Raw genomic sequence first — 16,195 nt, 5'->3', positions numbered from 1 at the left:
CTTCAGACCGGTCGCGTCCTCGAAACCCTGAAGCGAGCAGCCTTCAACCTTGCCGCGGACGAGAAGCAGATACAGTTGGCGCAGTGCGTCACGGCCGTAATGGCTTTCGAGGTTGTCCTCGGGACGGAAGAGACCTTGCCCTCCGGTCTGGCGCTGACCTCGGGTAATGGCGCCTAATGTGTCGAGCCGACGAGCAATGGTACTGAGGAAGCGCTTCTCAGCTTTTACGTCTGTCGCGATGGGACGAAACAGCGGCGGTTGTGCCTGGTTGGTACGGTTCGTGCGGCCCAGGCCCTGGATGGCGGCATCCGCTTTCCAACCGGGTTCGAGCAGGTAATGAACGCGCAGCCTGCGATTCCGAGACGACAGTTCGGCATGGTACGAACGTCCTGTGCCACCGGCATCGCTGAAGACAAGGATGCGCTTGGCGTCATCCATGAAGGCAGCAGTCTCCGCGAGGTTTGCCGATGCGGCACGGTTCTCAACGATGAGGCGGCCTCCCCTACGGATGACGCGGCGAGAGCGTCCCGTGACCTCAGCGACCATGTCCGTGCCGAACCGCTGGACAATCTGGTCGAGCGCGCCCGGCACGGGCGGGAGCGAGGCGAGCTTCTCGATCAGACGATCGCGGCGCCTGACGGCTTCCCTGCTCTCGACCGGCTGACCGTCGCGATAGACCGGCCGGGAGGAGAGATTGCCCTCGCTGTCGGTAAAGGGCTCGTAGAGCTGGACCGGGAAGGAATGGGCGAGATAATCGAGGACATATTCCCGCGGGGTGATGTCGACCTGGATGTCGCCCCACTCCTCGGTCGGGATCTCGGCGAGCCGCCGCTCCATCAACGCCTCGCCTGTGGAGACGATCTGGACAACGGCGGCGTGTCCGGCATTAAGATCGCGCTCGATCGAGCGGATGAGCGACGGCGTCTTCATCGACGTCAGCAGGTGTCCGAAGAAGCGCTGCTTGGCGCTTTCGAAGGCAGATCGCGCCGCGGACTTTGCCTGCGCGTTCAGCGTACCAGTTTCGCCGGTGATATTGGCGGCGCGCATGGCCGCGTCGAGATTGTTATGGATGATGCTGAATGCGCCGGCATAGGCATCGTAGATGCGAACCTGTTCGGGCGTAAGCTGGTGCTCGAGCAGTTCGTATTCGACGCCCTCATAAGATAGCGAACGCGCGGCATAGAGACCGAGCGCCTTGAGGTCGCGCGCAAGCACCTCCATGGCCGCAACCCCGCCTTGCTCAATCGCTTCCACAAACTCGGCCCGGGTTGCGAATGGAAAATCGTCGCCGCCCCACAATCCCAACCGCTGGGCATAGGCGAGATTGTGCACCGTTGTGGCGCCGGTCGCCGAGACGTAGACCACGCGGGCATTCGGCAACGCATGCTGAAGCCTCAGGCCCGCACGCCCCTGCTGAGAGGCCGCTTGTTCTCCCTGCTCGCCTTTCCCACCTGCTGCGTTCTGCATGGCGTGGCTCTCGTCGAAGACGATCACTCCGTCGAAGTCGGAGCCCAACCATTCGATGATCTGCCGGACGCGCGAAAGCTTTTCTCCGCGCTCATCGGTGCGCAGCGTAGCGTAGGTGGTGAATAGGACGCCTTCCTCAAGCCGGATTGCCGTGCCCTTCCGGAAACGGGAGAGCGGCGTCACGAGCAGCCGCTCCATCCCGAGCGCGGACCAATCGCGCTGCGCATCCTCGATCAGCTTGTCGGACTTGCTGATCCAGACCGCACGACGGCGGCCTTTGAGCCAGTTGTCGAGCAGGATGCCTGCGACCTGCCGTCCCTTGCCCGCGCCGGTGCCGTCGCCCAGGAACCAGCCGCGGCGAAAGCGAACGGCATTCTCAGCGTCATCACGCGCGGCCGCCACGACGTCAAAAGTCGCATCGACCGTCCAGGAACCCGCGAGAAACTCCGAATGCGCTTCGCCAGCATAGATGACGCTCTCAAGCTGCGCGTCCGACAGAATGCCATCGGCTATGATCCTGGCTGGCAAATGCGGCCGATAGGATGGCTTTGGCGGCGCGACCGAGGCCATGGCGGCCGACTGCACGAGCCTTGTGGGATGGGCCTTGGCGCCCGGAATGCGGATCGACTGCAATGCGTACGATTCGTAGAGCGCGTCGGTGATCTTGCTGGCGTCGGTGGGCGCCCAGTCGACGGACTCGTAGGCGACTTCCGTCGCCACGAGGTCGGATGCTGGCGCCGCCGTTGCGGGCTGGCGCTGGGCAACGTCGGCGCGGACGGTTCGGGGCGTTGAACGGCTGGCAATCGCTGGCACGATCGCCGTCGGCGTGCCAGCAATTGGACGACGTGCTGGCACGTAGCGCATGACCCAGTCGAGCAAAGTCGGCAGGTCTAGCGCGACGCCAACAGATGCCGGCAATGACGCGATGTCGTCCGCCGGCACGCGATCGATAACGGTCAGGCGGGTGTCAGTGGTGGTGCCGCGCTTGGCATAGAGGGCGCCATCAATCGCCGCGGAGAATACGACTCGGCCCTGTTCCTGAAGCCGCTTGAAGGAGTCGGTCCAGGCGGCATTGTCGGGGGCTACGTTCGCGCCGGTGATGGCGACCAGGCGTCCGCCTTCTGGAAGACGGGCCAACGCAGAGGCGACGTGTCGCAATGCCGCATCCGCCATTGCGCGATCGACATGGACCGCTGCCGAGAACGGCGGGTTCATCAGGACGACGCTCGGCACGATGTGCGCATCGAGGTGGTCGTTGATGTGTGCGGCGTCAAATCGCGTGGTGGAAACGGCAGGAAAGATCTGTCCGAGAATGCCGGCGCGGCTCTCGGCGACCTCATTGAGAACGAGCGAGGCGCCGGCCAGTTCTGCGAGGACGGCGAGTTGGCCGGTGCCGGCTGACGGCTCCAGCACGACATCGGCTGGCGTCATCGCGGCGGCAACGCTCGCGACATACGCCAATCCGATCGGCGTCGAGAACTGCTGGAGGGATTGGCTTTCCTCGGACCGGCGTGTCTGGGTCGGAAGGAGACTTACGATCCTCATCAGCATTGACAGCATGGCCGCCGGCGACGCCGCCTTGGCGCGCATGGCGGCGCCATGCCGCCTTAGGAACAGGAGGGTCGCCGCCTCGCAGGCGTCATAGGCGGCCTTCCAGTCCCACACCCCGGTCGCATCGGAGCCGCCGAACGCCGCCTGCATGGTGTTGCGCAGAACGGTGGCATCGATGCGGCGTCCCTGTTCGAGTTCGGTCAAAAGCTGTCGTGCAGCGCTAACGATCGCGGATGCAACGGCTGCGGTGGCACGCATCGAGAGCGGCGCGGCGCTGGCGCCGGCGACGAGAGATTCGGTCATGAGGGATGTCTTTCGGAGAGCGGGAAAGGGCCGAACCGCCCGGCGCTCTCCTGACACCGCCGCGGCTCAAACCCTTCCCGGCCGACCTCTCCCTCTGGATCTCAGCCAGAAACAAAGGGTCCGGCGACCACCGCCGGACCCTTGAAGCGAACTATCAGAACCGGCGATCACTTGTTGGACTCGTGCTCATTGTTGAGCAGAACGAATGTGATGCCCTCGTCGACGGCGTAATTCTTGGCGAGGTTGATCGCCCAGCATCGCGCTTCCAACAGCTCGCCGAAGTAGGGTTCCCATTTGTCGCCGACGCGCGCGCAGCCGTCCGCGACGAGACGCGGCAGATCGGGATGATCGGCGATCTCCTCGCGCGCCTGTTCGAGCGTATCCTCAACGGTGAGGAAAAGCAGCGGATGCCAGCCCGCCGGATAGCGGCAGTCGAGCATCAATCGCTGCGCCTCAATCGCGGAAAGCCGCCCCGTTGCATAACGCCAGGCTCGGGTCCATCGGCTGAACTTGGCGCCGCAGCGATAGCGGTGACGGCGTATCCACGACGCAACGGCGGCTGTGCGGCGGCAGATGACGTCAAACATGGCACACCCCGCGGATCCAATGCGCGAGTTCGTCGGGCCTGTTGAGCAAATCGAGCGATGCGAAATTGTTCGGGCCGCCGACATAGTCCTTCCGGCCCTTGCAGGTCCGGAACAGAACGCCGCTGTGGTAGCCCATCGCTGATTGGGAGACCTGCACGTAGAGGCGATCGCCGTGGAGGGTAATTTCACCGGACACGGCAATGCCGGCCTGGTTGGAGCGGAGGTCGTAGAAACCGGGCGCAAGACCCAGCGCCGTCGCAATACGGCGGAGCTGGGATTTCGCACGGCTGTGGAAGAGGCGCTTGGCCTCGGCGTCATAGGCGACGGACTTTCGAAAATCGAACTCCTTGGGTGTCCTGGACATATGGGAAACTCCGAGAGCGGGTGAACCATCCCGGCGGCTCGCTCTCGCCGCGCGCCGGGCTCGCCCGAGGTCGCGGCCCTCCTCTCGCTCTCATGCTGCAGCCTTGGCGGCGCGCCACCACGCGACACGCGCCTCGCGCGTGGCGTTGGCTAGCTGCAGCAAGAGATCGCCGTGGCAGGCGCGCGGCGCGCAGAAGCACACGAGATCGCGTCCGCGCAGTTCATCGAGCGCGCGCAGCAGATGGTGCTGGTCCGCCAGCCATCGCTCGTACTTGGCGATGACGGCTGCGCGGTCGCCATCGCGGCCGATCCGGAACGGATTGCCCCATTTGCTGCCGCGTCCGATGTAGACGGTGCCTGCCGGAATGCCCGCGCGATGCTTGTTGAGAACCTCGCACATTTTCCGTTGTCTCCCGACCTTCGCGTTGCGTCGGACTGGCAGCGGGACGCGGTCGAGCATCGGCTGTCACGCGAGGCTCTTCCGCCGCAGCGGGAACGGCTTGCCCGTTGACAGCCGGTGTGCCGCGCCCAGACAGCACACAACGCAACGCTGGTCGGGAGGCGTGAAGGGGTGCCGGGTTCTCAACAAGCATCGCGCGTGCGGCAGCCGGCGCCGTTTGTCGGAACGCGATGCAAGGTGCTCCTTCGGAGGCCCCGGTAGCGAACGACGCTTCGCCCGCCGCGCTATGGGTCAGCTATCGCTTCCGGGCGCGACCTGCTCGATGAACTCCTGGAGAAGATCATTGGTGGACTTGCCAAGGATGGCGTCGGCCGAGATCACGACGACGGCGCCGCCGAAGCCGTCGACGCGCATGCGCGAGCATGTGAAGGAGGATACCGCCGACACGTATTTGAGCGTCATCGAACGCCGGACGATATCCTGAACGATGAACTCCCAGGACGTTTCGCTTAGATCAAGGTCCATGTTTCCATCTTGGAGTTCTTCGTCCTTCAAGCTTGCCAGCACCTTCGTGACGAAGCTGTTGGCGGTGTTATCGAGATCGAGCTGGGACGCGGCGAGCGCGGCCTCTAGTGCCGCTCGCGCGACGATGAACGTGTCGGCTGGTTGCGTCTCGGCAAAGAAATACCAGCCGTCTCCGTCGCGCTCGGCTTCGAAGACGTGGGACAGAAGCAGGCGTTCGAGCGGCGTCACGTCCGCTTCGGGAATCGTCTGTTGAATGACGGTGGGAGTAAAGTAGTCAGCCATTTCCGTTCTCCTGAACATGCGATGGCCCGACGCTCTTTGCGCCGAGCGCCGGGCCGAGTGGGACTTGGATGGCAAAGGCTCTCGACGGACGACGTCTCAGAGCCGCCAGGTCGCAACGATTTCTTGTTCCTGGCGGTGATAATCGAGCATCTCGCGGTAGAATCGCTTGCGCGCTATGCGACACCGGGGGTCGCGAAGCGCTCGCCGAGTGAGCTTGCGCGCTGCCGCGCGAACCACGGCACGCCAACTATCATGCACGGTGATATTCAGGCGCAAATACGTGCCGTACATAGTCAAGCTCCTTCTGCGGTCGAAGAAGCCAGCGGCTCGAGCTCGCACGAAATGCGCCGCGTGCGGCTCATCCAGGGTTCGGGACGGATGCACCTCGCCCAATCGGCGAAGGACGGGATGTATCCGAGATCCTCGATAACGTGCTGCTCACCGACCCAGCGCGTCGGGATAACGCGACCGGACGACAAGGTGACAGTCGAACCAAAGATGGTCTCGGCCATGAAGATGCCCTCGGCGTGATGGCGGAGCGCGCGATGCCGGAAATCTGCCGTGATCTGCTTGCTGGCGTCGAACCAGTTATGGATCGCCAGATAGTCGTCGACCGCCCCGCCCCACTTCTTCACCGAGGAGAGCGAATGGTGATAGGGATGTGCCATCGCTTCCTCCTTCAGAACACATGCTGGGTGTATTCGGAGGTTTCGATCCGCTCATTGAAGTTGAGCGTGATCGTTCGCTCGGCGACGTCGAACAGAAAGTCACCGTAGGCGCCCTGGTTATTCTCCCATCCGGAGTAGGTCTGCTCGAGGAGGCCGTAGACAAGATTCTCGATCGCGTCCTTCACGGAGAGGGTTTGCCGCGTGACAATCTGGTTGCCGCATTCGACCCGCGCAATCTCGACATGGATGCTCTGTAGATCCGTGTCATCGCCCTCTCCGTCCGCGACAGCGCCGTCGATTTGCCCCTCATCGGCATAGCCGTTGAATGTGACCTCCACGGTGTCGATGCGCGCACTGGCGAGCGCGTCGAACAACGCTGTCTTGTTCTCGGAGAGAGTGGACTTGCATAGTCTGATAAATTCCTGGTCCCGCAGGAGCCAGGAGGCAGAATCGAAACCCGAGCCGGGTGTTGAAGTATCGCCGGTCATGATGGTGCTCCCAAGACGATGAAGCCCGGCGCGAGGGCCGGGCCGAGAGATGAAGGAGAAGTGGTAAAGAACTGCGGGGCGGCGGATGCCGCCCCGCAGCGATGGCCTATTCGGCCGCGACGGCGTGCGGCTGCTCGCTCTTGCCGCCGTCGGTCGATTCCTCGTCACCGCCTGAGAGGAATTCGGGAAGCGGCTCGGCTGCAGATTCGGAAGCCTCCGAAGTTGACGGCAGAGCGGCCAGGCGCAGCGGCTCGGGAAGCCAGCCGGCCCCCTCGAGCAGGCGCTCGGCTTCCTTTGCCATCTCCGACTTCTTCAGATGGTCGATGAGCTGAGCCGAAGATTCGCCCTTCGCCTCGCGGACGGCATCGAGGATGCGGCCCTTGGTGACACGGCCGAGATAGTTGTCGACCGTCGGACGCCAGCCGGCTTCGACCATGTCCAGGCCAACCGCACGGGCGAGGCGATCGGCTTGATCAAGCCGGCGCTGCAGCCCATGGGCGGTAATGCCGGACCCGCCATGGCGATCGGCCTTCTCGAAGAGGGCGTTCACGCCGAAGGAAACACAATGGGCGAGCAGGGCCAGCCGACTGGCATCGTCGAGCGCAGCCAGCCAATCCCACAACGCGGCCTCGTCGGTCGGCATGTCGGCTCTCCAGCCCTCGTGCCGGGCAGCGATCGACTTGGCGGACGCACTTTCCTTCAATTCGGGCGCCTGGATAGAAAGTTGCACATGACGCACGCCAGCCTCGAGACAGCCCGGATTGTAAGTCCGATGGAAGCCATCGAGGCAGAGTTTGTGCAGAAGCGTAGTCATCGCGACATGCGGGTTGGCCGCAACGGCGTCCTGCAGCGCTAGCGTCCGGTGCGCGGTGAGCTCGATGACGAGCCGGTCGGGCAAGGGCCGGATGGCATCATCCTCCTCATCCGGCGGCACCTGCCCGGTCATGGTAATCACGCTACCTTGGACCGGAGTTGCGGGTTGATCGCTATCTTCGGAGCGAGGCGCTGCCGCGGCGGCTTCAGGATTGGGCTCAGCTATTGCCGCAACGAACGCCCCCTCGTCTTCGCGGCGGACATAGCCGCGCGCGACCTGCACCGTGCCATCGGTATCGATGCTGACGAAGGCGCCGGCATGCGGGATGGCGGCCGCATCGAACACATGCGGCCGGTCCTCGAAGGCCGCGAGGGCCTGCTCGAGTTCGCCGAGGCGCGTGTCCACCTCATCCGGTATTTCGTCGGCATCCTCGTATTTCTCCTGGAGCGCCGTATACTCGGCCTGGAGTGCATCGAGGCTTACCTGTTCCTCCATGGTGAAATCGGCCGGTTCGCCTTCGAGCCGGCGCAGCCCGTGATCGTAACCGTAGGGGAAGCTCGGGGCGACTTCGATCCACTTCCAGCCTTCGGTGGCGATCGTCTCAGCTTCTGTCCGAAGCCTCTCTGCCACGAGACGCTCCAGCAGAGCGACGTCCTCGAGCCAGCCGCAGCCGTCCTCTTCGAAGAGATCGCGCAGGATGTTGCCGCCGGCCGCCTCATAGGCCGCGAGACCGACAAACCGCGCGCGCTTGTCGGAGGCCCGAACCGCACGCTCGGTCAGAAGGCGCCTGATCTGATACGGCTCGTCATAGCCCGACTTATTGACGTTCTCCCAGACCTGCTCCTGTCGAACGTGATCTGCGGTGACGGAGAACGCCATCAACTGCTCGAGCGACATGCCGTCGTCGGCATAGACGTCAAGCAGCTTCGGAGAGACGGCCGCAAGCCGAAGCCGCTGCTTCACCACGTGAACGGAGACGAAGAAGATTGCCGCGATATCCTCCTCCGACCGCTTCTGCTCACGCAGGGTATGGAATGCGCGGAACTGGTCGAGGGGATGAAGCGCGACGCGATGCACGTTCTCGGCGAGCGAGTCCTCTTCCGCCGAAATCTCACCGCCGGCTTCGCCGACGATGCAGGGGATTGGCGCGGTCTTCGCGAGGCGCTTCTGCTTCACCAGCAATTCGAGCGCGCGATAGCGGCGGCCGCCGGCCGGCACCTCAAACATGTCGGTCTCCTGACCGTCGGCATCGACGATGGGCCGGACGTTGAGACTCTGCAGCAACTTCCGGCGGGCGATGTCCTCGGCAAGATCCTCGATCGAGATGCCGGCCTTGGTGCGGCGGACGTTGGATTGGGAGAGCACGAGCTTGTGGAAGGGGATGTCACGGGAGGACGACATTTTGATCTTCTGAACGGCCTTTGCCATATCAGTTTCTCCGGAACGAGCGGCCAAGACCCTCTCTCGGCCTCCAACCCGTTCAAGGAGCGAAGCGCCGCCCTCTTGCTCTAAGAGGGCAGCGCCACGGAGAAGACCAAACCGAGAAACGCGAGGAAGCAAAAGCCGGAGACACGGAATTTGGAATCCCCGGCTTCGCGATGGTCAGGCGACGCGATCCAAGAGCTTCTTCGCTTTCGCCTCCATGTCGAGGCGAACGTCCTGGTGAGACTTATCGCGGGCAACGGCAGTAATGCCCTGTACGAAATCGAAGATGCTCTCAGGCGGCCGACCTTCTTCAATCAGCACCGCATCGATGATCTTGCCCGTCTCGGCTTTAGAGAAACCGCGGCGACGCAGGAACTCGGTGCGATCCTCGTCGGAGCGTGCCACGATCCGCTCGCGGGCGGCCTTGATGCCATTGACGAAGGGTGTGGGTGACGAGTTGGCGAAGTTCAGCAGCGCCGGGGCCGCCTCATGAGCAAAGCGGGAGGCCGCATATTTGGAATGGCGGATGGTGATCTCCTCGAAATCTTCCACGCCCCACAGATTGCGATTTTGGCAGACTGCACGGAGATAGAAGCTCGCCATGCCGAGCGTCTTCGCACCAACCTCCGAGTTCCAGCAATAGAAGCCGCGGAAATAGAGGTCGGGCGAGCCGTCGCGGAGACGACCAGCTTCGATCGGGTTCAGGTCATCGACCAGGAAGAGGAATACGTCCCTGTCGGAAGCATAGAGCGTCGTCGTATCCTTGGAGATGTCAACGCGAGGATTGTAGGTCCCGGTCGACCAGTCGAGCACACCCGGCACTTTCCACCGCGTATCGCCTGTGCCATTGCCGGCGATGCGCTGCACGGCCTCAACCAACTCATGGTCGAAAATTCGGCCGTAGTCTGGGCTCGTGACGGCGCGAAGCTCTACGCGGCTATCCTCGGTCTCGAGCGTTTTGATCTGTTCGGCGCGATTGGCGGTCAGGCCATATTGCAGGTTGATGCCTGCGAGTGCTGCTGGGAGTTGCCGCAGGTAAGCGGCCGGAGCGCCAACCTGGCTTGCAAGCTGGCCGAAGCTCCAATGGGTCGGCGCGACCGGCTTGTCCGAGCCGGGCAACATCAGGGCTAGGCGCTCGGGGTCGGCACGGTTTGCTTCCACATGGATGAGCGCGCTTTCGACCACGCGCGTCCGGCTGCGGTCCGCGCGATCACGCACCGTGCGGGCCAGTTCGTTGAGCGACAGATAACGCTGATCCGCCGGACGAGAAAACCACTCCGAGGACACCCGGCCGACGCGCTCGCCGCGACTCACATCCACTCTGTAACCGCCGCTGGCGTCGCGACGGGCATCAAGAACCTGCATATTCATGGGAGCAATCTCCATGACGGGCGCCGGAAGACTCTCCTCCGGCCCTCAACCCGTCATGTCCAACGCGGCTCCACTCTTCCTCTCCTGCATCGTCTATCGCCGACGCCGACGAAACCCGCTCCCGCTGCATCTTCCGTCAGGGATGGAAGCCCGAAGGGTGAAAACCCGGCTCAAGCCGGGGTTTCAGCGCCAGCCGACAGCCCGGTCCCGCAGGGAGACGGCAAACCACTGGGCTGCCGATCAGCAAGGTCTGTTGATGAACCTATTGCGCTTTTCTGAAGCCATACGATTCTGCGTGCCTACGAGCATCCGCATGAGGACTTCAGCAACAAGTGTCGTCACAGCGGTTGCCCCTCCAAGCCGATGCGAGACTCACGTTAGCTCGACGTCCTCGCGCGTCCGTGTCTGCGCGTCATAGATTCTGATTCTGAACATGGGAAAACGCTTCTTCAGTTCTTCCGCGCCCATCTTGGCTCCGTCCCTGGTCGCAAATTCGGCCTTGAGTCGACCATCGACTTCCAGCGCATAACCTGAAGCCGGCAATTCACGGGCAGCAGCAACCATCTCAGTCCCTTTGCGCAGTGAGCAGGTGATGGCAACTGCTTAGCGCGAGTCGCACAAATCGCGCCAGCTCACTCCGATGTTGATTTAGCCCTCTTAACTCTTGAAGCTCCGATTCGCCGCATAAAGGCGCATTCAAGGATGTGCGTTCGCATCATCCGAGCAGTTGGTCGGGGTGCCGCCTGCCCTGATGCACGCGCGGAACAACCATGGCTCCACGTAGCTGCCCGCCCACATGCCGCGGCCCGAACGATCCGCATCACGCTCGGCAGCGGCATGCCTCTCTTTTGAATATTGCTCCAACGCGAGGCCAAACCGTTCCCCGAGATCGGTGCCGTTGACCGAATAGGTCGCAATCGCACGCCCATATTGATCCTCGGATACCGAGGTGCAACTAAAGGCGGCGCGCGAATGCGTGACGTGACAGCGCCGCTTGCATCCCATTTGTCCTCTAGATTAGCCGAATTCCCTCCGTCTAGCGCGCGCGCTTTTCACCGTTGTTCTTGTCTGCTCCCATGTTCCCCATTGACTTCGGTCAAAGGAGAAAAAGTGACGCGGCGTTGCGAACGTATGCATTTGCCCCTGCCGAATCCTCCACGGGGGATAGTGCCGCCCTATTCTTCGGCCGAGGTTGCGATGGCGATCGGCGTCTCACTGGACACTTTCTATCGCACGCGCCAAATCCGGCATGAGCGCGACGGCTTGCCAGCGCCGATTAGCGAACGCGGGCCACTTAAATGGGAACGTACCGGCTTCGACGCCTGGCTGACTCGGCATCATCCTATGCGACCGAAGACGATCGCTGGTGACGCATTCGCTGCACCGCCGGCAGCAAGCGATGAAGAGCATCGTGAGCGGCTGAGAACGGCCTATGGGGATCATGGCGCTTGACATTCAAGGTCGCGCTAGATTCCAATGGGTGCCTTCTTACTTCGGCACCGAGGCTTTCTATGGCCGATCCGAAATTTCCGTACGTGAAGTGGCGTGACGGCCGTCCGCGCTCATCACATGGTGCTTACGCCAGGGCACTCGGCTTTGTCGATACCGACCTGCGCCATCCGCCCTGCGATGAAAAGGGCCGTCCGGTCGGCGCGTGGTTCAACCTTCAGGAAGCCTCCGATTTTTCCGACAAAAGAAGATCGGAGATTGAGGCGGCGCGACGCGCTGGCAAACTGCCCAAAAAAATCACTGTACGGAAACGCACCACGATTGAGGATATCTTGGACGACTGGAGCAAATCGGCCGAGTTCAAGGCGCTTTCGGCCGCCTCGCAATCGTCTTATCGTAAGTGCATCTCCGCTATCCTCTACCGGCCGCAGACGCGCGAGGCTGCTGCGAAGATGCGCGCCGAAATTCGCGCCGCGAAGTTGCTCGGCGTGGCCGAGCCCGTGCGCGAACTCGAGGCGATCGCGACGGCCACACCATCTTCGATCGGTAAGCCGGAGCTCCGAGCTTTCTACAATTATGCGAAATCGGTACGCGGCCATCATATGGCACTGGCGATGATCGCAACACTATCAGCCGCGTTTACCTGGGGCCAGGAAAGCGTGCTGTGGCGGCTCGGACCCAACCCGCGAGAGGGCATGGAGTTCGATCATCCGGACGGCCGCATCGTGCTGGTTGCGATGCCGGAATTTTCCGCATGGGTTGCCGCAACCGATGCAATCGAACGCTCGTCGATCGGCGACAGTTTCTATCTCGCACTGTTCACAGGTCAACGCCAGACAGACCGCTTGATGATGCGCAACGAAAGTGATGTCGAGGGACGACACGCGTTCCGGCAGAGCAAGACTGGCGAACTTGTCGACATCAAAGAGGCACCACAGCTAACTACACGCCTGAATACGGCGCGCGCGCGGGTGAAGGCACTCAAGCTGCGGCTCCAGCTTGAGAAGGTGCCGGTCGAACTCGTCGTCAACGAGGACAACGGCGAGCCTTACGATGAGAGCACCTATCGGCATTGGGTGTCGACCGCGCGTGCCGTCGCCGTGTTCGGCTTTCTCGCACGCGATAGCGCGCGGCAGGCGATCGTCCGGGCGGAGCGACTGACCGCCGAACTGATCAGATCCGTCGACAGCCTATTTGCGAATTTCCCACTCGATGAAGACAACAAGGCGCGACGTGCCCGCGCAGTCGATCAACGCGCTCGCGCGCTGGCTGAATGGCTGGATACGCAGGCGACGCGCGACAGCAACGGCGATGAAGCAGCATGGCGGCTGAAGCCGTGTCAATCGCTGATGTTCGTCAATGGTGCCGGCGAACTTGACCAGAAGCACGATCAAGACCTGCGCGATACTTGCGTCATGCTACTCGACCGTGCCGGCTGCGATCTGCTGACGATCTGCGACATCACCGGGCACTCATACCGAAGCGCGCAAACCATCGTGAAGCATTACCGTGCCCGCAATGTCGATCGCGCCGATGCTGGCATCGACCGGCTCGAATTGCAGGTGCGCAAGGAAGGTATGAAAGGTTGACCGCCTTCAAGGCTTCGTCTCCGACGACGAATCCGCCGGCGATTTTCGTTTCTTTTTGACGGCTTTGCGAACCGGGTTCCACTGAAAATATTCACAGAACATCATCAACTCGTCGCACGGCGTGCGACGTACGACCACAAAAAGCGTCGCACGAGACCCCTTTTGTTCTCGGCCCCTTCTCATCTAACTTGTTGAAAGCGAAGGTCTTTGTTTGGTGGGCGCACCAGGGCTCGAACCTGGGACCCGCTGATTAAGAGTCAGCTGCTCTACCAACTGAGCTATGCGCCCGGAACTTGTCCGGAAATGACCCTCGCAAGAGAGGCCGTCGTTTAGCAAAGCGATTCCGCGATGTCCAGCAAGCTGGCGCAACTTTTCCCGACTTTCTGACAGCCGAAAGGCCGCCGGATTCCGGCGGCCTTTCATAGGCTTGGCGAGGATGCCGGCGGCTGGCTCTCAGAGCCGGCCGGAGCGCTCCTGATCCGGACCGTCATCGCGGTCGAAATGATGGTCGCGGCCGCCATGCTCCCAGCGGTCCATGCCGCGCTCGAGGCGATGGCGGCGCCAGCCCTCGGCGCCGAAGCCGCGCCCTTCCATGTGGGTGAGCATGGTCAGCCGCCGCTTCTGGCTGTCGTCGAGCGTCTTGTAGAGCGGATCGGCGGCATCGGCGATCTTCTTCAGCGACGTCGCGGTTGCGGCCATGTTGTCGGCGCGCTCGCGCAGACGCGCGACCGGATCATCCGGCATCGCGGCCTTGTCCGTATCGGTCTTCTCCGCGGCCATCCGCGCATTGGCGCGATCGAGCCGCATCTTGGCGAAGTCGCGCACCGCGGCTTCAACCGGCGGCCACAGCTTCTCCTGATCGGCGGTCAGCTTCAGCCCGGCGTGCACCGCGGCAATGCGCGCGTCGAGGAAGGCAGCCCGATCCTCGGGGCTCATCTGCGTCTGGCCATGGAACCACGGGCGATGCTGGGCATAGACCGCGGTCGAACCGGCAATCGTGAGCGCCGCGATGCCGGCGAGCAGAACTTTCTTCATCCGAACCTCCTTTGAAGGTTGCTTGAAGATGATGCCGCCGCCCCTCGCCTTCAACTTACGGATTGGACAGAGAGACCTTTCTTGCGAAGATGTAATCCGCTTCATTGCCCGTCAGAAACATCCAAAGCGCGAGGTCGCGCTTTGGTTTCTTGTCTGTTTGCTTTGCGCATGATCTTGTCGGAATACCGCTTCACACTTTTCCGGATCATGCGCTGGCTAGATCATTCCCAACAACCGCGGCAGCCACAGCGAGATCTCCGGCACGTAGGTGATCAGGCCGAGGAACACCAGCATCGCGCACAGCCACGGCAGGACCGAGACCGTGATCTCGCTGATGCCCATCTTGGCGATGCTGCTCGCGATGTAGAGATTGAGCCCAACCGGCGGATGGCACAGCCCGACCTCGGTGTTGACGATCATCAGGATGCCGAGATGCACCGGATGCACGCCGAGCTTGGTCGCCAGCGGAAACAGGATCGGCGCCATGATCAGGAGGATCGACGACGGGTCCATCACGTTGCCGGCGAGCAGCAGGATGACGTTGACCACGAGCAGGAACATCCAGACCGAAAAGTTCTTGTCGATGATCCAGGCCGCCATCTCCTGCGGGATCTGTTCATGCGTCATCAGGAACGAGAACAGCACCGCGTTGGTGATGATGTAGAGCAGCATCGAGCTCATGCTCGCCGCCTGCAGCAGCACCTTCGGCACCTCGGAGAGTTTTAGCTCCTTGTAGACGAACACGGTGATGAAGAAGGCGTAGGTGGCGGCGACTGCGGCTGCTTCGGTCGGCGTGAAGATGCCGCCATAGATGCCGCCGAGCACGATCGCGATCAGCGACAGGCCCCAGATGCTTTCGCGGAACGCGGTGAACTGCTGGCCGATGGTCGCGCGCGGCATCTTCGGATAGCCGTTGCGCTGCGCCACGAAGAAGGTCACCGCGGCCAGCATCAGCGCGAGCAGCACGCCCGGCACGATGCCGGCCATGAACAGCGCGCCGATCGAGGTGTTGGTGGAGACGCCGTAGAGCACCAGGATGATCGAGGGCGGCACCAGGATGCCGAGCGCGCCCGAGGTCGAGATCACACCGACGCCGAACCGCTTCGGATAGCCGTGATCGACCATCGCCGGCATCATGATCGAGCCGATCGCGACCACGGTGGCGACGCTCGAGCCCGAGATCGCCGCGAACATCGCACACGCCGCGACACCGGCGAGCCCAAGGCCGCCAGGCAGATGCCCGACCAGCGAGGTGGTGAACGCGATCATCCGCCTCGCGACGCCGCCGCGGGTCAGGAACGTGCCGGCCAGGATGAAGAACGGGATCGCCATGATGCCGAAATTGTCGAGGCCCGAAAACAGCTTCAGGCCGACGCTCTCGATCGGCACCTCGGTCATGGTGAACAGGAAGGTGAGCACGGTCAGGCCGAGCGAAATCGAGATCGGCATGCCCGTCAGCATCAGGGCAAACAGCAGTCCGAAGATAAGTGCGGCGCTCATCACGCTTCTCCGAGCGCGACGGGCGCGGTCTTGCTGGTCTCGACGCCATCGACATGGGAGGCGTCATGGTGCGGCAGTTCGCCGGTCTTCCAGTAGGTCCAGCACACCTGCAGGAAGCGGAAGCACATCAGATAGGAGCCGAGCGGGATGCAGGCATAGACGATCCAGCTCGGGATCTCCATGTCCGGCGAGACCTGGTCGGTGTGCATCAGCTCGAACACGAACTTGGCGCCCATGGTGCCGACGATCGCGGTGAACAGCGCGCCGCCGAGCAGGCCGAAAGTGATCGTGCGCTTGCGCCAGAAATCATTGAGGCGGTTGATCAGCACGTCGACGCCGACATGGATGCCGGTGCGCACGCCATAGGCGGCGCCGAAC

The 16,195-nt window shown here is 62.6% G+C and carries 17 protein-coding genes and 1 tRNA gene; 2 read left to right on the top strand and 16 right to left on the bottom strand.

Annotated elements, in window-relative coordinates; translation table 11 throughout:
* The 12 genes from Q0030_RS40015 to Q0030_RS39960 all read right to left on the bottom strand — a co-directional run.
* On the bottom strand, positions 1-3,321 hold a 3,321-nt coding region (locus tag Q0030_RS40015; RefSeq protein WP_298380493.1), incomplete at its 3' end, for a strawberry notch-like NTP hydrolase domain-containing protein.
* Between the two features lie 167 nt (positions 3,322-3,488).
* Positions 3,489-3,908 carry a hypothetical protein gene (locus Q0030_RS40010; RefSeq protein ID WP_298380491.1) on the bottom strand — a complete coding sequence of 140 codons (420 nt, stop codon included), beginning with the start codon at positions 3,906-3,908 and terminating at the stop codon, positions 3,489-3,491.
* Positions 3,901-4,272 (bottom strand): hypothetical protein, encoded by a 372-nt coding sequence (locus Q0030_RS40005; protein WP_298380489.1) that lies wholly within the window; start codon positions 4,270-4,272, stop codon positions 3,901-3,903. The genes Q0030_RS40010 and Q0030_RS40005 overlap by 8 nt, the downstream gene beginning before the upstream one ends.
* A gap of 90 nt (positions 4,273-4,362) precedes the next feature.
* The gene (locus Q0030_RS40000) at positions 4,363-4,671 is read right to left on the bottom strand and encodes a DUF4326 domain-containing protein (protein WP_298380487.1); all 309 of its coding nucleotides are present in this window, start codon (positions 4,669-4,671) and stop codon (positions 4,363-4,365) included.
* A gap of 291 nt (positions 4,672-4,962) precedes the next feature.
* Positions 4,963-5,478: a hypothetical protein gene (locus Q0030_RS39995; protein ID WP_298380485.1), complete on the bottom strand. Its 516-nt coding sequence runs from the start codon at positions 5,476-5,478 to the stop codon at positions 4,963-4,965.
* Between the two features lie 96 nt (positions 5,479-5,574).
* Positions 5,575-5,769 carry a hypothetical protein gene (locus Q0030_RS39990; protein ID WP_298380483.1) on the bottom strand — a complete coding sequence of 65 codons (195 nt, stop codon included), beginning with the start codon at positions 5,767-5,769 and terminating at the stop codon, positions 5,575-5,577.
* A gap of 2 nt (positions 5,770-5,771) precedes the next feature.
* Positions 5,772-6,146, bottom strand: a complete 375-nt coding sequence (locus tag Q0030_RS39985; protein ID WP_298380481.1) for a hypothetical protein — start codon at positions 6,144-6,146, stop codon at positions 5,772-5,774.
* 11 nt (positions 6,147-6,157) lie between these two features.
* On the bottom strand, positions 6,158-6,634 hold the full coding sequence (locus Q0030_RS39980) for a DUF6878 family protein (protein ID WP_298380479.1): 477 nt from the start codon (positions 6,632-6,634) through the stop codon (positions 6,158-6,160).
* A gap of 106 nt (positions 6,635-6,740) precedes the next feature.
* On the bottom strand, positions 6,741-8,876 hold the full coding sequence (locus tag Q0030_RS39975) for a ParB/RepB/Spo0J family partition protein (protein ID WP_298380495.1): 2,136 nt from the start codon (positions 8,874-8,876) through the stop codon (positions 6,741-6,743).
* 174 nt (positions 8,877-9,050) lie between these two features.
* Complete coding sequence (locus Q0030_RS39970) at positions 9,051-10,244, bottom strand: DUF932 domain-containing protein (RefSeq protein WP_298380477.1); 1,194 nt, start codon at positions 10,242-10,244, stop codon at positions 9,051-9,053.
* Between the two features lie 372 nt (positions 10,245-10,616).
* On the bottom strand, positions 10,617-10,808 hold the full coding sequence (locus Q0030_RS39965; RefSeq protein ID WP_298380475.1) for a hypothetical protein: 192 nt from the start codon (positions 10,806-10,808) through the stop codon (positions 10,617-10,619).
* Between the two features lie 132 nt (positions 10,809-10,940).
* The gene (locus tag Q0030_RS39960; RefSeq protein ID WP_298380473.1) at positions 10,941-11,249 is read right to left on the bottom strand and encodes a hypothetical protein; all 309 of its coding nucleotides are present in this window, start codon (positions 11,247-11,249) and stop codon (positions 10,941-10,943) included.
* A gap of 192 nt (positions 11,250-11,441) precedes the next feature.
* Here Q0030_RS39960 and Q0030_RS39955 point away from each other — a divergent pair, with 192 nt between their 5' ends.
* A complete protein-coding gene (locus Q0030_RS39955; protein ID WP_298380470.1) occupies positions 11,442-11,696 on the top strand; it encodes a hypothetical protein in 255 nt (84 codons plus the stop codon).
* Between the two features lie 59 nt (positions 11,697-11,755).
* A complete protein-coding gene (locus Q0030_RS39950; RefSeq protein WP_298380468.1) occupies positions 11,756-13,282 on the top strand; it encodes a hypothetical protein in 1,527 nt (508 codons plus the stop codon).
* Between the two features lie 212 nt (positions 13,283-13,494).
* On the opposite strand, the gene Q0030_RS39945 is transcribed toward Q0030_RS39950, so the two are convergent.
* The 4 genes from Q0030_RS39945 to Q0030_RS39930 form a co-directional block, all read right to left on the bottom strand.
* Positions 13,495-13,570 (bottom strand) — tRNA-Lys (locus Q0030_RS39945).
* Positions 13,571-13,735: 165 nt separating this feature from the next.
* Positions 13,736-14,317, bottom strand: coding sequence for a Spy/CpxP family protein refolding chaperone (locus tag Q0030_RS39940; RefSeq protein WP_298380465.1), 582 nt, complete (start codon positions 14,315-14,317; stop codon positions 13,736-13,738).
* A gap of 216 nt (positions 14,318-14,533) precedes the next feature.
* Positions 14,534-15,817, bottom strand: a complete 1,284-nt coding sequence (locus Q0030_RS39935) for a TRAP transporter large permease subunit (RefSeq protein WP_298380464.1) — start codon at positions 15,815-15,817, stop codon at positions 14,534-14,536.
* A partial coding sequence (locus Q0030_RS39930) for a TRAP transporter small permease (RefSeq protein ID WP_298380461.1) occupies positions 15,817-16,195 on the bottom strand: 379 nt, incomplete at its 5' end. The genes Q0030_RS39935 and Q0030_RS39930, both read right to left, overlap by 1 nt.

This window comes from uncultured Bradyrhizobium sp. (assembly GCF_947648125.1).
Lineage (GTDB): Bacteria > Pseudomonadota > Alphaproteobacteria > Rhizobiales > Xanthobacteraceae > Bradyrhizobium.
This window is presented reverse-complemented; position numbering and strand designations above follow the sequence as displayed.

Excerpts from the sequence above, each read along its gene's own strand:
- Q0030_RS40010 (WP_298380491.1), bottom strand. The coding sequence starts at position 3,908 with ATGTTTGACGTCATCTGCCGCCGCACAGCCGCCGTTGCGTCGTGGATA.
- Q0030_RS40005 (WP_298380489.1), bottom strand. The coding sequence starts at position 4,272 with ATGTCCAGGACACCCAAGGAGTTCGATTTTCGAAAGTCCGTCGCCTAT.
- Q0030_RS40000 (WP_298380487.1), bottom strand. The coding sequence starts at position 4,671 with ATGTGCGAGGTTCTCAACAAGCATCGCGCGGGCATTCCGGCAGGCACC.
- Q0030_RS39995 (WP_298380485.1), bottom strand. The coding sequence starts at position 5,478 with ATGGCTGACTACTTTACTCCCACCGTCATTCAACAGACGATTCCCGAA.
- Q0030_RS39990 (WP_298380483.1), bottom strand. The coding sequence starts at position 5,769 with ATGTACGGCACGTATTTGCGCCTGAATATCACCGTGCATGATAGTTGG.
- Q0030_RS39985 (WP_298380481.1), bottom strand. The coding sequence starts at position 6,146 with ATGGCACATCCCTATCACCATTCGCTCTCCTCGGTGAAGAAGTGGGGC.
- Q0030_RS39980 (WP_298380479.1), bottom strand. The coding sequence starts at position 6,634 with ATGACCGGCGATACTTCAACACCCGGCTCGGGTTTCGATTCTGCCTCC.
- Q0030_RS39975 (WP_298380495.1), bottom strand. The coding sequence starts at position 8,876 with ATGGCAAAGGCCGTTCAGAAGATCAAAATGTCGTCCTCCCGTGACATC.
- Q0030_RS39970 (WP_298380477.1), bottom strand. The coding sequence starts at position 10,244 with ATGAATATGCAGGTTCTTGATGCCCGTCGCGACGCCAGCGGCGGTTAC.
- Q0030_RS39965 (WP_298380475.1), bottom strand. The coding sequence starts at position 10,808 with ATGGTTGCTGCTGCCCGTGAATTGCCGGCTTCAGGTTATGCGCTGGAA.
- Q0030_RS39960 (WP_298380473.1), bottom strand. The coding sequence starts at position 11,249 with ATGGGATGCAAGCGGCGCTGTCACGTCACGCATTCGCGCGCCGCCTTT.
- Q0030_RS39955 (WP_298380470.1), top strand. The coding sequence starts at position 11,442 with ATGGCGATCGGCGTCTCACTGGACACTTTCTATCGCACGCGCCAAATC.
- Q0030_RS39950 (WP_298380468.1), top strand. The coding sequence starts at position 11,756 with ATGGCCGATCCGAAATTTCCGTACGTGAAGTGGCGTGACGGCCGTCCG.
- Q0030_RS39940 (WP_298380465.1), bottom strand. The coding sequence starts at position 14,317 with ATGAAGAAAGTTCTGCTCGCCGGCATCGCGGCGCTCACGATTGCCGGT.
- Q0030_RS39935 (WP_298380464.1), bottom strand. The coding sequence starts at position 15,817 with ATGAGCGCCGCACTTATCTTCGGACTGCTGTTTGCCCTGATGCTGACG.